This is a genomic window from Wolbachia endosymbiont of Tuta absoluta, assembly GCF_059414725.1.
Genome location: NZ_JBNRJY010000610.1, coordinates 1 through 15,446, shown reverse-complemented (window position 1 = coordinate 15,446; position 15,446 = coordinate 1). Strand labels below are relative to the sequence as shown.

13 protein-coding genes and 1 pseudogene are annotated in these 15,446 nt (G+C 33.9%); 9 read left to right on the top strand and 5 right to left on the bottom strand.

The annotated features are described in order from the left end of the window. Window positions 1-193: 193 nt before the first annotated feature. Complete coding sequence (locus tag ACJ5GX_RS06855) at window positions 194-346, bottom strand: hypothetical protein (RefSeq protein WP_180708363.1); 153 nt, start codon at window positions 344-346, stop codon at window positions 194-196. 223 nt (window positions 347-569) lie between these two features. Here ACJ5GX_RS06855 and ACJ5GX_RS06850 point away from each other — a divergent pair, with 223 nt between their 5' ends. From ACJ5GX_RS06850 to ACJ5GX_RS06835, 4 genes are all read left to right on the top strand, one after another. Further along, the gene (locus ACJ5GX_RS06850) at window positions 570-1,754 is read left to right on the top strand and encodes a hypothetical protein (RefSeq protein WP_007302701.1); all 1,185 of its coding nucleotides are present in this window, start codon (window positions 570-572) and stop codon (window positions 1,752-1,754) included. Between the two features lie 157 nt (window positions 1,755-1,911). Next, complete coding sequence (locus ACJ5GX_RS06845) at window positions 1,912-2,511, top strand: peroxiredoxin (protein WP_019236360.1); 600 nt, start codon at window positions 1,912-1,914, stop codon at window positions 2,509-2,511. Beyond that, window positions 2,498-3,445, top strand: coding sequence for a thioredoxin-disulfide reductase (gene trxB / locus ACJ5GX_RS06840; protein ID WP_017532617.1), 948 nt, complete (start codon window positions 2,498-2,500; stop codon window positions 3,443-3,445). The genes ACJ5GX_RS06845 and trxB overlap by 14 nt, the downstream gene beginning before the upstream one ends. Before the next feature lie 91 nt (window positions 3,446-3,536). Continuing rightward, window positions 3,537-5,219, top strand: coding sequence for an ankyrin repeat domain-containing protein (locus ACJ5GX_RS06835; protein WP_214303412.1), 1,683 nt, complete (start codon window positions 3,537-3,539; stop codon window positions 5,217-5,219). A 143-nt stretch (window positions 5,220-5,362) separates the two neighbouring features. Here ACJ5GX_RS06835 and ubiB read toward each other — a convergent pair whose 3' ends face one another. Next, the gene (gene ubiB / locus ACJ5GX_RS06830; RefSeq protein ID WP_012481747.1) at window positions 5,363-6,784 is read right to left on the bottom strand and encodes a 2-polyprenylphenol 6-hydroxylase; all 1,422 of its coding nucleotides are present in this window, start codon (window positions 6,782-6,784) and stop codon (window positions 5,363-5,365) included. After that, window positions 6,781-7,512 (bottom strand): metal ABC transporter ATP-binding protein, encoded by a 732-nt coding sequence (locus ACJ5GX_RS06825; protein WP_007302706.1) that lies wholly within the window; start codon window positions 7,510-7,512, stop codon window positions 6,781-6,783. Before ACJ5GX_RS06825 ends, ubiB begins: the two co-directional genes overlap by 4 nt. Here ACJ5GX_RS06825 and ACJ5GX_RS06820 point away from each other — a divergent pair. Beyond that, a complete protein-coding gene (locus ACJ5GX_RS06820; RefSeq protein WP_007302707.1) occupies window positions 7,504-8,379 on the top strand; it encodes a zinc ABC transporter substrate-binding protein in 876 nt (291 codons plus the stop codon). The genes ACJ5GX_RS06825 and ACJ5GX_RS06820 overlap by 9 nt on opposite strands. Before the next feature lie 359 nt (window positions 8,380-8,738). Here the strand turns inward: ACJ5GX_RS06820 and ACJ5GX_RS06815 are convergent, their stop codons facing one another. Together ACJ5GX_RS06815 and rpmG are read right to left on the bottom strand one after the other, a co-directional pair. After that, window positions 8,739-9,035, bottom strand: coding sequence for a hypothetical protein (locus ACJ5GX_RS06815; protein ID WP_007302708.1), 297 nt, complete (start codon window positions 9,033-9,035; stop codon window positions 8,739-8,741). A gap of 709 nt (window positions 9,036-9,744) precedes the next feature. Next, on the bottom strand, window positions 9,745-9,945 hold the full coding sequence (gene rpmG / locus ACJ5GX_RS06810) for a 50S ribosomal protein L33 (RefSeq protein ID WP_012481745.1): 201 nt from the start codon (window positions 9,943-9,945) through the stop codon (window positions 9,745-9,747). A gap of 149 nt (window positions 9,946-10,094) precedes the next feature. On the opposite strand from rpmG, the gene ACJ5GX_RS06805 reads away from it, so the two are divergent. The 4 genes and pseudogenes from ACJ5GX_RS06805 to ACJ5GX_RS06790 form a co-directional block, all read left to right on the top strand. Then, entirely contained in the window at window positions 10,095-11,843 is a 1,749-nt protein-coding gene (locus ACJ5GX_RS06805) for an Rne/Rng family ribonuclease (RefSeq protein ID WP_052264748.1), read from the top strand. Window positions 11,844-11,916: 73 nt separating this feature from the next. After that, window positions 11,917-13,830: a molecular chaperone DnaK gene (gene dnaK / locus ACJ5GX_RS06800; protein ID WP_052264747.1), complete on the top strand. Its 1,914-nt coding sequence runs from the start codon at window positions 11,917-11,919 to the stop codon at window positions 13,828-13,830. A gap of 72 nt (window positions 13,831-13,902) precedes the next feature. Continuing rightward, complete coding sequence (locus tag ACJ5GX_RS06795) at window positions 13,903-14,187, top strand: BolA family protein (protein ID WP_012481743.1); 285 nt, start codon at window positions 13,903-13,905, stop codon at window positions 14,185-14,187. Between the two features lie 7 nt (window positions 14,188-14,194). Further along, a pseudogene (locus tag ACJ5GX_RS06790) lies at window positions 14,195-15,331 on the top strand (trans-sulfuration enzyme family protein); the annotation flags it as partial. Window positions 15,332-15,446: the final 115 nt, after the last annotated feature.

Below are 15,446 nucleotides of genomic sequence, written 5' to 3'. Positions count from 1 at the left end.
GATCCAATAGAGCGTGATTGATATCTTGCTAGTAATAGTGTAACAGCTTTTATTAAGATATTTTTTGCCATATGGCAGCAATAACAAAGTTAGAAAATTGATGGCTGAATATGTTGGCATTGATAAACAGTATATTATGCTTCAAGCAATATTTACTTTAGTAGCTTCTACAACTTTTTTTAGTATATTGGTGCTATGTACCAACAGCAGTATTTGCACTTGCTACGTGTTTCTTTGTTAAAAATGATGTACATGCTGCATTTTCTGCAAAAGAACTTTCTCCTGAGTTTGCCGAAATTATTACTGAAAAAGTAGTAAATAATGTTGAGCTCAATGCAGAAGACAACTCTCAATCGAGAAGCTACTTGTATGAGACTGTGTTATATAGCGAAACTAGATTTCACTTTTACACACCTAGATAAGGGGTAAAAGCAGATACTAGAATGACGAAATCGTTATTCTGCTACGCATTATCGCCGTATAACTATAGCTATATATGAACTAAAAAAGTAATATTCACTAGATCTTAATATTTTAGATCTATATTTCAATAAAATATTACAATTAGTATGAATGATCCATTTAAAAGTGAGGATTATAAAAAAAATCTCGATTCTCTGATCAAAGCTATAAAGCTAGGGAATTCAGAGAAACAATATGGTAAAACAGTAACAGATTTATCTCATGCTTTAGAGGGTTTTACAGATAAGGCAGAAGATGTAGCTAAACTTGTTATACGTGATGACTTGAATAATTGTGTAAAGAAGGCAAATAAAAAGCCATTAATTCTTAGGATATTCAATAGAATATTAGGAAGAGATGTTTCGATTAGGAATATAAGTAATTTTATAAAAGATAAATTGCCTCCTTCAACTGCTAGAACAGCAATCGAATATACAGATGTTATTCAAAAAATTTCAGATTTAGAGCGAATAGAAAGAAGTCAAGATAAATATAGGTCATATGGAATAAATTTAGAAAATAGACAGCAAAAGAAAAATCTCTTATATGAGCGAGAAGATTCAGGTTATGGAGGTTCATTAAACGAAGATCCTGAGTATGAAGAAATATCAAATTATCAAGAGGAAAAGAGCAAATCTTTAACAAAAGATTTGCGTAATCTACAATCAATTAAAGAGGAGCCGATTTATGCAACAATTCCTAAAGAACATATAGAAGCAAAAAGAGAAAATAGGAAGAAACAACAACTTCAATCTCTTGCACCACCAAAACCACCAAGAGTACCACCAGTACCAGAGAAAATGTTTACTATCAATCAAAAAATTAGACAAGAACCGAAAAAAGATAAACCTGCAGTACCACCAAAGCCTAAAGATTTAGGCGAAAAAGTAAGCACAGAGCAAAAAATAGTAGTGGAAAAATCAGCTGAGAGTAACCCTACACTACCACTAAAATCTGAAAATCAAGATGGTAAAGAATCAGCAAAAAAAGCTGATGGACCAAAAGTACTAGTAGTTGCTATGAAAAAAGAAGTGACTCGCGAGAGTAGTAAAGTAAAGGCATTAAAAGAAAGATTTGAGCGAAATCAAGTAAAGAACGTGTTGCCTGCTGAAAACAAAACTGCTTCAGTAACACAAACGGATATCAGTGTGAAGAGAAAACAATCTCGTTCATTTCCAGTAGGGAATAAAAAATCTTCGATCAACCATCTTGCCAGCAAAAATTTACCTTCCACGAATGTAAGTGTAAAAGAAATGGTTAAAAAATTTGAAGGGAGAAAAGGTGAAAGATAGTAATATTTGGGTATTTCCCTACTCATGAAAATTAGCTCTTATCATAACATTTTTACAGCCATAAGAGGAAGTTTTTATAAAATTGGGGCTAAAGAAAACTTGCATGTAAATGTATCAAGGTATAAAATTATAAATATTAAGAATGAATAGGTTAGTTATGAATCTTGTAACAAAATCCGCTATCGATTTTACTGCTTCGGCTGTTCTTGCTAGTGGAAAAATAGTTGATGATTTCTGTTTAAGTAAACATATAAAGGATAAGTATGCTATCCTTTTTTTCTATCCACTTGATTTTACTTTTGTCTGTCCAACTGAGTTGATATCATTTAGCAACAAAATAGAAGATTTTTCAAAACGTGATGTTGAAGTGATAGGAATAAGTATAGATTCAAAATTTTCACATTATAAATGGCGAAACACTCCAGTTAATGATGGTGGTATTGGAGAGGTTAGCTACAATTTAGTGTCTGATATCAAAAAGTCTATATCAAGAGACTATGGGGTCTTATATGATGACTCAATTGCACTAAGAGCAACTTTTGTTATTGATGATAAATTTGTTGTACGTCATCAATCGATAAATGATTTTCCTTTAGGGCGTAATATCGATGAATTCATTAGAATCATTGATGCAATAAAACATAATGAAGAGCATGGTGAAGTATGTCCAGCAGGGTGGAAAAAAGGCAAGCCTGCGATGCAGGCAAGCGATGAAGGAGTGGCTGATTATCTAAACTCACACAGTGCAGAATTATAAATTGAGTACAAAAGTTCTTATTATTGGATCTGGAGCAGCGGGTTATGCTGCTGCTATATATGCAGCACGTGCAAATTTAGAGCCAATTGTAGTAACAGGAATGCAACCTGGTGGTCAGCTTACAATTACTACGGATGTTGAAAACTATCCAGGTTTTATTTCTATACAAGGTCCAGAACTCATGGAACAAAAGAGGTTGCATGCAGAGAAGGCGGGAGCAAGAATAATAGACGATGAGATAAAAAGTGTAGAACAACTTGAGGATTCTAATGAGTATAGATTTAGATCTTGTGGTAATGCTAGTGACTACTATTCGAATGCAATTATAATCGCAGCTGGTGCGCAAGCGAAGTGGCTTGGCCTGGAGAGTGAAAAGAAATTTCAAGGTTACGGAGTTTCGGCATGCGCAACTTGTGATGGTGCATTTTTTAGAAATAAAGTTGTAGCTGTGGTTGGTGGTGGAAATACTGCTGTTGAAGAAGCAATATTTTTAACTCGATTTGCTAAGGAAGTTATATTGATACACAGGCGTGATAAGTTAAGAGCAGAGAAAGTAATGCAAGACAGGCTCTTTAAAAATGATAAGATAAAGGTAATATGGAATCATACCGTAGAGCAGATTCTTGGAGAAGAAAATCCTAAAAAAGTTACTGGCATTACAATTAAATCGACAGACATCAATAAAACCCAGGAATTGAAAGTAGATGGAGTGTTCATTGCAATTGGGCATGCACCAAATACAGGTATTTTTAAGGGCTTTGTTGAAATGGATCAGCAAGGTTATATAATTACGAAACCTGGAACAACTCTAACCAGTAGGGCAGGGGTGTTTGCCGCTGGCGATGTTCAAGATAAGGTATATCGCCAGGCAGTAGTTGCCGCAGGAACAGGGTGCATGGCTGCACTTGATGCAGAAAAATTTTTGGAATCATAATTAGTTCTAAAATTTTTAACTAAATTACTTGCAATTTTCTTTGTTTTTTTTATAATTATGTTAATAAATTATAGGTTGAGGAGAATTTAGTATGCTTTCGGGAAGTAATGTAGATTTTAGAAGAAGGGTTGTTAGTGATGTAGGATTACGAACTCAAAATCAAACAACTTCAGGACAATCAACAACAAAATTATTTAAAGCTATTGATGATGAAAATCTAGGGGATTTTAAGCGAGCTCTGGCAGAAGGTGCGAATGTTAATGCGTTTGATGAGGGATATACACCATTAATGACTATTATCATGGGTGGTGATGATAGTCCTACAAACTTAAAAATGATGACTTTGCTTTTACAGCACCAGAATTTAAATGTTAATATTCAAGAAGCTAAAGAACTCAATACAGCTCTACATCTAGCTTTTCGTATGGAAAATAGGAGTTTCGTACAGATGTTACTTAGACATCCTGAATTGAATCCAGTCATTAGAAATGATTATGAAGATCGTTATGGGAGCAGAAAAAGTTACACTCCTAAAGAATATATTGAACAAATTGGGAGAGAGCAGGAGAAAGATTTTTCACATCTTACAAAAGAAATACAAAAAGCACAAACAGGAAAACAATTATTGAATGCTCTTTCTCATGGAAATTTCCATGAAGCAAAAAGACTATTAAATGAAGAATTCAACCCTAATTGCTGGAAAAGAAATTTCAATGGAGAAATAGAAACGCTGCTTAGCCTGATTATCAAATCATGTTTACAAGGAATAACACAAGATAACGAGGAAGTATTGACTAAACTTTTAGAACATAAAGACCTAGATTTTAATCAAATAAAACCGATACCAGCTATAGAGCAAAATCCATGGGTGAAGCAAATAATTGAGCAAGTTATGAAGGAGCGATTAACTGATGCTATTAATAGAAAAGATTTGGGTGATGTAAAAGAATTAGTAGAAGATCACTGCTTCATAAATCGTGCAATTGTCAACGCTGTGTTGGGGAATGTTAATAATCCAAGTGAATCTATTAAAAATTATCTCAATGAGAAATTTCCTGCAAGTGCAGAGCAACCTGTAGCAAATACACATAATGTTCAATCAGAAATAAACGATGAGTTTATTGCTCAAGAATTGCAGCGACTTGAAAACCTGGAAGGTGAACTTGAAAGAACAAAGGCTCAACTTGCAGAAAAAGAGCAAGAGTTGAATAGGACCGTAGATGAAAGAACAAGAGACACTGACAAAATTTCACAGTTAGAAAAGGAGTTGAGACAAGTAAGGCAGGGTAATCAGGAAAGAATTCACACTCTCACTGATCAAGTAGCTCGACTTACTAGAGAAAAAAGTCAACTTAAAAACCTTAGAGATGAGCTTGAAAGAACAAAAACTCAACTTAGAAAAAAAGAGCAAGAGTTGGATAGGGTTGTAAGTGAAAGAGACACTAACAAAATTTCACAGTTAAAAAGGGATTTTAGTCAACAGAGATCAGAACTTCAAACTCAAAATCAAGACTTAAATAACAAAAACAGAAAACTTTCAGAAGCAAGCATTTATAATAGAAGGCAAAGTAACTATGCCTCTGCCTCTTTTGTGTTATCTGGAGCGTTTGCTATTGGTGCATGTTTAACAATATCGAATTTAGAAATATGTATTTCACTTGCTGTAGCTGCATTTGTCTTCCTTACAATTGGATGCTACTGTTCATATAAAGCAAGTACAGTACTGAGTGATGTGATAAGCACTGAATTTGGTAATGTTATCAGTTTAAGATAGAGTTAAGGTTTTTACTTCTTGTCTAAGCTCTTCTGAAAATTTTTGTACATCCTGAAAATACCTTGATAATTCGAGTGAATGTAAACCTGAGTGGTTTCAAGACTGAAATAGTTGTTGTAAACTTGCTTCTATTATCTTTTAGTTCAAGAAATTAAAAGTTTAACGATGAGAATTATAATTACAGACCAAAGTAAAAAGTAGGCTTTTCCATTTGATTTATTTTTCACCTGTAATTTTTTGTCAGCTATTAGGTTTAATTTTTCTATAAGGCTAAATATTCCCTGAATTGCTTTTATGGGATAAGAGCTTTTAATTTTTTCCCTATACCCTATTTTACTTTCATGTTGATTGTTTATCCATGTTTCAACTACTTTCCACATATTGATTTCTGGATAGACTTTCCTACATGTTCCTTCTAATAAAATCATAGTTTTCTGCAGCAATAACAATTGTGTTTGAACTTTCATATCAAAATCACCAGTTATTTTTAGTAGCTGAGTAAGTAATCGAGCAAATGAAATCTTCTGTATAGGCTGTCCAACAATGGGCTCACCTATTGCTCTGCAAGCTGTAACAAAATTTCTATGCTGTGATGGAACATAACCGGCTCTAAAGTGCATTTTTGCAACGTGATCATAATCCCTATTTAAAAAGCCTTTGAGTATCTCTATAACGTAATAGCATGTCTCACGATCTATTCTACCCATGATTCCACAATCCAGGGCAATAATATTGTTATTACTATCGATCATTAAATTTCCAGGATGCATATCAGCATGAAAAAAACAATCCCTATATACCTGATTACAAAAAGATTCTATAAGATTGATAGCTATTTGCTTTCGGTTATTCAGCTTTTCAACTTCGTATATTGGTATAGCTTCCATCCATTCTAATGTTAAAACCTTTTTTGAAGTTCTACTCCAATCTATTTCAGGTACGTAGAAACCTCTGTCATGTTTAGTATTTTCCTTCAGTTCCGAAGAGTGGGCAGCCTCAAAGCGTAGATCTAACTCTAATCGGCAAATTTCAGCAAAAGTTTTGACTAATTCAACTGGCTTCAGCCTTTTTGATTGTTCACTAAATTTTTCTGCAATTTCTGCAAGCCAAGAAAGCATTTTTATATCCCTTGAGAATGTTTTCTCAATATTTGGCCTCAAAACCTTTACAGCAACTTCCTTACCCTCAATTGTAACTGCTCTATGCACCTGAGAAATTGATGCTGCTGCAATTGGCTTTTCAGAAAAACTTGAAAAAATATCGCTTAATTTACAATTAAACTCACTTTCTATAGTTTTAACTGCTATTTTATACGAAAATGATGGCAATCTATCACATATCAATAGCAAGTTATTTGTTATGTCCTCATTTAAAATATCAGTGCGTGATGAAATGGATTGCCCAAATTTAATGAACACCGGACCTAATCTTTCAAGAGCACGCTTTAGTTTATGACCTTGTATTTTATTTATTGATTTTTTTGATGGTGGAAGTAAATAAGGTAACACATTGTAGCGTGTTAGCACTGTAGTTATTTGCAGAAGACGTAGAATATTTTGAATCATTTCGCTGCGTAACTGCCAAATATTTCATTTATCTCCATAATTTCATCAGGTTTACCTTGATAATAGATAGTATTATTTATGCAAATTATGTAATCTGAGGATGGTAGAGCAGAGTTAAGGTCATGAGAAGTCATGAGAATCGACACTGATCGTTCTTTTGCGATTTTATTTATAATATCATAAAATTTAGATCGTGCGTTAATATCCATTGCACTGACTGGCTCATCTAAAATGATCAAATCAGATTCTGAAATTAAACAGCGTGCAAGCAGCAGTAATTGTGTTTGTCCTGCAGAGATTTCTAATACTTGATTTTTTAGGATGTTACCGATACCAACCAATTCTATTGCTTCTGTAACAATGGGTTGATTTTTCTTCAATTTCTTCGAGGAGCTATTGAAAAGGAAAGACTCAACTGTTATTGGCATCAAATTACCAATACTAAAATTTTGTGGCATATAGCTAATTTTTATATTGTCAGCGAATACAATACTGCCAATAAAACCTTTATTTATACCAGCAACTGCTTTCACTAAAGAGGTTTTACCTCCGCCATTTGGACCAAGTATTGTAACTATATCTCCTCTTTGTACTGATATGTTGATATTATCAAGAACTTTTTTGTTACCGTATGAAAGAGTAAGGTTTTCTATTTTTAGAATGCAGTTATTGACACTACTTAATTTTTTGGCAAAAATTGACTTCTTCTCAACATTTATATGAGACATTTACTGTTTTTTTTTCTATTACTTTCATTTACATTATACTACAATAGTGCCTTTTCATCCAATTTAAAAATTGTAGCTACAATCAAACCTATACACTCACTTGTAGCTTCTGTTACAGATGGAATTTCAAAGCCAGAACTACTAATGTACGAAGTAGTGTCTGAACATAACTACATGCTCAGGCCTTCAGACGCAAGTAAATTAGAATCTAGCAATATTATATTTTATATCGATGATTCTTTGGAAACATTCATTAAAACTTTCGCTAAAGAAAATAAGAAGTTAATACCGCTATCAAGTGCAATCGATCTACTTCCTGCTCGAACACATTCATTTTCTAGTCACATTCAAGATGAAAAAGATTTGCATATTTGGCTGAGTCCTGAAAATGCAAAAAGTATGATACTTTCTATCAGTGCAACATTATCTAATATAGATAAAGAAAATGCCTATCGATACAATACTAACGCAGAGGAGGCTATAAGAAAGATAGACCAAGAAGTAGAAAAAATTACGAAAGAATTGGATGAGTTAAAAAATCAAAAATACATAGTTACTCACGATGCTTATCAATATTTCGAAAAATATTTTGATTTAAGTTACCCAAGCGCCATTCTTTCTATAGAAGAAGATTCTTACATAGGTATGAAGAGTTTAATGAAATTAAAAAAGGTAATGAAAGAGGAAAACGTTAAATGTATTGTTTCTCATTCACGAGAGGATAGCATAAAGCCTAATGTCTTTTCTAGTGACGTAAAAATGGTGATTCTTGATCCTATTGGATCAGATGTAGAGCCTGGAAAGGATGCATATCTAGATATAATCAGCAGCATTGCACAAAATTTCAAGTCTTGTTTCACTGAGTAATGAGTTCTTTTATCTATTCAGATAGCATTGCAAACTTAGTGCTTTCTATTCCAATCACAGCTATACCGACATTATCTACCAGAAGTATATCATCCCAGTCTGGGATTCAGTTAAGTTGGTAAGCATAAAAATATTATGTTAAAGCACAACGTTCTTGATGAGATTAGGGCAAGCCAATGTCAGCTACTTGAATGACACCATTTGCTATGCCCTCAAAAATGAATGCTCGTACAGCTGTGTGCCAGCTACTTGCATCTGCTATTTTTACTCATAATTATCTTGCCTGAACGAACTTAAATTCAAGTAGTTAATCATAGAAACAAAAAAAAGAAGATAACCAATATCTTCTTTTACTCTAATTAAAAAGACATTGAATTGTAATTGTCTATTTCATCTGATATAAGCGATAATTTTATGCTCTCAAAACGGAGATTACTTGCAATATCTGTTAACTGTTCACTAAGTGTTACTTTTTCTGGTGAATGGTGTTCAGGAGCTTTAATATTTCTATTACAGTCAGCCTTACACCAAGATCTATTAATTTTTGTCAATAAATCATTACCCTCGTATTTATTTTCACACTGTCTGTGGCACAAATTAAGTAAATCAACACCATGCAATGTCAATGAAGCAGAATCTTGTGTAAATTTTACCATAATATAATCCTTAATCTTATTATATCTATATTAACATATAAATGTGAATATTATACTAATATAGTTACTTTTTATGGCAAGTGGTTTTTGGTTATTTTCTAAACTTTCTTTATAAAAACCATAGGCGCCTATTGGTTTTTAGCTAAAGTAAAGATCAAGTATCTGGAATTCTGGACATAAAATCCTCCTGTGTAAAAAAGATTAGAAAAAAAGTGCGGCGCACATACGACAGAGATTAAGTATGTGTGTGCACCTACGTACGCTGAAGAAGATACGCCACATTTTTTAATGAATTTAATGAAAAAAGTCTGCAGATAAAGATAAATTTTGAGCTCTTAAAATATCTTTTACTATGATTATAGTCAGATTTAAAATATGCGCAAGCAATTTTTTTCTGTAAAAGTTTAACAAAAGAATTCAAAAGTTTGTGAACAACCTCTAAGTGTATGGTCCCAGAGTGTGATGGTATATAGACTATCTGGATCATTTAAAGTGTCAGATCAAGTCCCATTTAAGCAATAAAAAGACCAGATCAGGACAAAAACGCTACCATTTTCAGCCCTTATTCAGGTGGCTCAATTTCCCGTAACTTATATAAGTTACCGTAATCTTTCAAAACCTCAAACAGACTTTCTCTAATGCAAAACAGTATAACTAGTGAGCAATAAGCTACACTCCTTTTAGCTGTAAGCTTTGCATGATAATATACTTACTTTAATTTTTCTTCTTTAAATAATACGTGTCTTCTGACCACTGGGTCATACTTCCTAAACTCGAGCTTCTTGGGAAGGTTCTTAGGATTACGTTTTTTTACACAAAAATAGCCTGTTAGTTTCTCTTCTCCAGTTTTTGTTGTTTTAGTTGCAGTGCTAACTAGCTTGACAAGCAAAGAAGCATTTTTTTTCGCCATAATTGTTAGTGACATAATAAACTCTATGCAAGTTTATTACGCAAAACACTGAAAGTCAACCCAATAATGCAGATCGCAAAATTCTTGACAATCAATAATATATTAAGTAGTATAAGAACGTTTCAGAATGAAAAGTAGACGGTAAATAAGTGGTGAGTGATGGCAAAAGGTTATTGTTGATAGAAAGTACTACCTGTTCTAACGAGGTAAGGGTTGCCCTACTAGTTAATGGTAGGGTTGTAGAGTTTGAACAAGAATTCAAGGAAAAAAAACAATTAAGAGGTAATATATACGTTGCTTATGTAAAGCGTATAGAGCCTGCTTTGCAGGCCGTGTTCATTGAGTATGGAAAAAATAAGCAAGGTTTTTTGTCTTTTTCTGAGATATCTCTAAATTATTTTAATATTCCAGAAAAAGAGAAGGAAATTTTCCCTGATGAAGACTATTCGAGCGGTGTGGACTGTTCAAATGATAATTGCACAGAAGAAGGCCTAGATTCTACAGCTAGTAATGAATCCAGCAGTGGTTTTGTGAGGGAGGTACCTTTACATAGAAAATATAAGTTACAAGATGTGATTTCAGTAAATCAAAAGTTATTGGTTCAATTAACTAAAGAAGAACGAGGAAATAAAGGAGCTTCATTTACAACATACGTAACTTTGGTCGGTAGATACTGTGTTTTCATGCCCAATTCCATAAGTAGGGGTGGAGTATCTCGCAGAATTGAAGATACCAACGTTAGAAAACAGTTAAAGGATATATTAAATTCAATAAATTTACCAAAAGGCTCAGGTTTAATAGTAAGAACTGTTGGTGCAGGAAAAAGTAAGAAAGAAATTGAGCAAGATTACAATAATTTGACCTTATTATGGCAAAATATCCAGCAAAACTTCTCTTCTTTAAATGTTCCATCATTAATTTACAACGAAGCAGATGTAGTTATGAGATCTGTACGTGACTTTTGTAGTAATGATACAGAAATTATAGTATCTGATAGAGAAGTTTGTGAAGCGGTAAGAAAATACACTAAAAATGTGTTACAAGGAAAATTGCGTCCTAGATTATATAGAGGTTCTGTTCCAATCTTTACTTACTATCGAGTCGAAGATCAAATTTCTGAATTATATAGCAATAGAGTAGAATTGCCATCTGGTGGGTCTTTGGTGATAACCTTAACTGAGGCATTTGTTTCAATAGACGTAAATTCAGGGAAAATGACAGGAGAAGATAACATAGAAGAAACAGCTTATAGAACTAATATGGAGGCATTATCTGAAATATCAAGGCAAGCGAATCTCAGGGGCTTATCAGGGTTAATAGTTGTTGATTTTATTGACATGTTGAAACTTGAGTATTGCAAAAATGTTGAATTTGCTATCAAGCAGGCGTTTAAAGATGATAAAGCTAAAGTTCAATTTAGCTTTATCAATGACTTTGGTTTAATGGTCTTTTCAAGACAAAGAATTAAACCAAATATACAGGAAATTAATACTACAGAGTGCTTACGCTGTAAAGGTATTGGAAGAGTGAAATCAAACGAAGTGGTTGTTGCATCGATACTAAGGGATTTGCAACATATTGCTAATAAAAATCAAAATAAGTCCTTTGATTTAATAGCACGCAGTGCAGTTATAGCGCACATTTTTAATAATAAGCGTGATATGGTTTCTACAATCGAAAAAGAGTTCAATATTACATTAAATGTTAGTATTGATAATAGTTTAGATGCAGATACATTTATTTTAAAGCAAGGAGACCATATTAATTTTAATGATTATAAGCCATTGCAGAATTCTGGATGTCAAATTGTGAATAGCAGGGATAAAGAAGCTGGTAAACTACCGGGCAACTTTTGGTTAACTAAATGGCTTTCGCGCCTTTTGGGCTCTAACAACTAAACGGGACTTGTAATTAACGAGTTTTATACTTATATATTTTACATCAGATAATATTTAAAAGGGAGTATTCATTATGGGAAGAGCAATAGGTATAGATCTTGGAACAACAAATTCTTGTGTTGCAATAATGCAAGGCAAGGATACAAAAGTAATTGAGAATAAAGAAGGAGCAAGAACTACTCCATCTATAGTTGCATTTACTTCATCTGGAGAAAGGTTGATTGGCGCTCCAGCAAAAAGGCAAGCAACTACCAATGCAAATAATACTTTTTTTGCAACTAAGAGATTGATAGGTCGCCAATATAGCGATCCTGAAATGAAGAATCTAGGTGTACCGTATAAGGTATTTGCAGCAAAAAATGGTGATGCATGGGTTAAAACAACTGATGGTAAAGAATACTCTCCTAGTCAAATTGGTGCATTTATACTACAAAACCTGAAAGAAGCAGCTGAGGCTTATCTTGGGGAAGAAGTAAAGGATGCTGTGATAACAGTGCCGGCGTACTTCAATGATTCTCAACGTCAAGCAACAAAAGATGCAGGAAAAATTGCTGGATTAAATGTCCTCAGAATAATTAACGAACCAACTGCTGCAGCACTTGCTTATGGTCTTGATAAAAAGCACGGACACACAATAGTAGTGTATGATCTTGGTGGTGGTACATTTGATGTTTCAGTTCTTGAAATAGGTGACGGAGTTTTTGAAGTAAAGGCTACAAATGGTGATACTCACCTTGGAGGGGAAGACTTCGATAATGCAGTAGTAAATTATTTACTGGGTGAATTCAAGAAAAGTAATGGCATTGATTTGAAAAACGATCCAATGGCTATGCAAAGAATCAAAGAAGCTGCAGAAAAAGCAAAGGTAGAATTGTCAAGTGCAATGGAAACAGAAGTAAATCTACCGTTTGTTACAGCTGATGCAAGTGGCCCAAAACACTTAAATATGAAGCTAACAAGAGCAAAGCTTGAAAGTTTAGTGAATGATTTAATTGAAAGGACTATAATTCCTTGCAAAAAAGCTCTTGAAGATGCTGGTTTGTCTGCTAGTCAAATTGGTGAAGTAGTTCTTGTTGGTGGCATGACTCGTATGCCAAAAGTCATAGAGAAAGTTAAAGAATTCTTTGGCAAAGATCCACACAGAGGGGTTAACCCTGATGAAGTTGTAGCAATTGGAGCTGCAATACAGGCGGGAATCATTCAAGGTGATGTAAGAGATGTATTACTACTTGACGTAACTCCACTTTCTCTTGGTATTGAAACTCTAGGGGGAGTGTTCACTCCACTTATTGAACGTAATACTACTATTCCCACAAAAAAATCTCAGGTGTTTTCAACTGCAGAAGATAACCAAACAGCCGTTACAATTAAGGTACATCAAGGTGAAAGAAAATTGGCGATTGATAATAAACTGCTTGGTCAGTTTAGTTTAGAAGGAATACCACCTGCTCCTCGCGGGGTTCCTCAAATTGAGGTGACATTTGATATAGATGCAAATGGAATAGCGCATGTTTCTGCAAAGGATAAAGCTACTGGAAAAGAGCAAAAAATACGTATTCAGTCTTCAGGTGGTTTATCGGAGGATGAAATAAATCGGATGGTGAGAGAAGCTGAGGAAAAAGCACAAGAAGATGAAAAGCGTAAGAAATTTATTGAAGTGAAGAATCAAGCGGATAGTTTAGTTCATTCTACAGAAAAATCTTTGACAGAATATGGTGATAAAATTTCTCCAGAAGATAAATCTGCTATTGAGAATGCAGTTAATGAATTAAAGGAAGTTAGTAAGTCTGATAATATTGATGATGCTGATTCAATACAACAGAAGGTTACTAATCTTTCTCAACTTTCTATGAAGCTTGGAGAAGCTATGTATAAGGAATCTCAACAACAACAAGGTGGAGAAAGCTCATCCACAACAAATAATGAGGAAGAAAAAGTAGTAGATTCTGATTATCAAGACATGGATAATAAAGAAGAGAATAAGTAATTCGATTGTCATCCCAGTGCCCAGATACTGTGGGATGACAAGAGGAGCGTATTGTTGCTTAAAGGAACTATTGTGGATATTATTAAGACAATAGAAGAAAAATTACGCGATTCAATAGGTGTAATTGATATTAATATTATCGATGAATCAGCAAAGCATGTAGATCATTATTTTGTTTCTTCTTCGACACTACCTTCACATATCAAATTAGTATTAATATCTAACGACTTTTCTGGAATGAGCTCTTTAAAGAGGCATAAATTGATCTATGAATTATTAAAGAGTGAAATAGAGCGATTACATGCGATTTCTCTTCACTTGTATACGCAAAGCGAATACAATCTAAAAAATAAATAGTAGAAACGTGAGAGAAGAGTCTTTATTAGTTAAAGCAGGAAGAAAATTTAATGATTATAAAGGATCGATGAACCCACCAGTTTATCATTCTTCTACCATATTATTTCCTACTTACAAGGATTACTTAAGTGCAGCGAATGGGGAGAGTATATATGATGTGATCAATGATGGTGTTGCAAGGGATTACAGCTATAGTAATGTTGGTACGCCTACTGTTCATTATTTTTCAAATGCACTGGCTGAAATTGAGGGTAGGGGACAAGCACTCATCTACCCTTCTGGATTATTTGCACTTACTTTTGCTATTTTGACTTTCACTACAGCAGGTTCGCATGTTCTGATACAAGATAATAGTTATTATAGGCTAAAGAGATTTGCCGAAAATGAACTACCAAAAAGAGGAGTAGAAGTAACTTTTTATGATCCGACACAGGATATAACTGATTTAGTTCAGAGTAACACTTCACTCATCATGATTGAGACGCCTGGTTCTATAACGTTTGAGATTTCGAATGTAGAGCATATAGTAAAAGTTGCTAAAGAACGTGGAATCGTAACCGTTTGTGACAATTCATGGGCCACTCCTTTGTTGTTTAAGCCGCTTGATTATGGAATTGATGTTGCACTATACGCGGTGACAAAGTATCTAGCCGGTCACTCAGATTTAGTGATGGGAGCTATGGTTGCTGAAGGTAAAATTTTTAAATTGCTTTATGAGAGCTATAAAAATTATGGAGTCACCATTCAATCGCATGACTGTTACCTTGCACACAGGGGACTTAGAACACTGCAAACACGCATGAGGAAGCATCAAAGTACAGCAATGCAAGTAGCAAAGTGGCTGGAAAAACATCCAAAAATCAAAAAAGTCTTATACCCCGCACTTTTTTCCTATTCTCAGCATGATTTATGGAAAAGTTATTTCAAAGGGGCAAGTAGCGTATTTAGTATAGTACTCGATAGAGAATATTCATGTGAGGAACTAAGCTGCATGGTTGATCACATGAAAATTTTTGGCATCGGTGCTTCTTGGGGAGGATGTGACAGTTTGATATTACCAATAGAACATAGATCTATGTCAAGATCTGTAATGAATTCAGATTATGGTGGAAGTTTTGTGCGAATATTTTGCGGACTAGAAGATCGATCCTTTTGAAAAGTTATATTCTAGGAAAATTTATCAAATACAATTAACTAATTTGAAATTCGATTTGTTTTACTTTAACTTCCCACATGTTGCCACAAATTTTCATGTGATC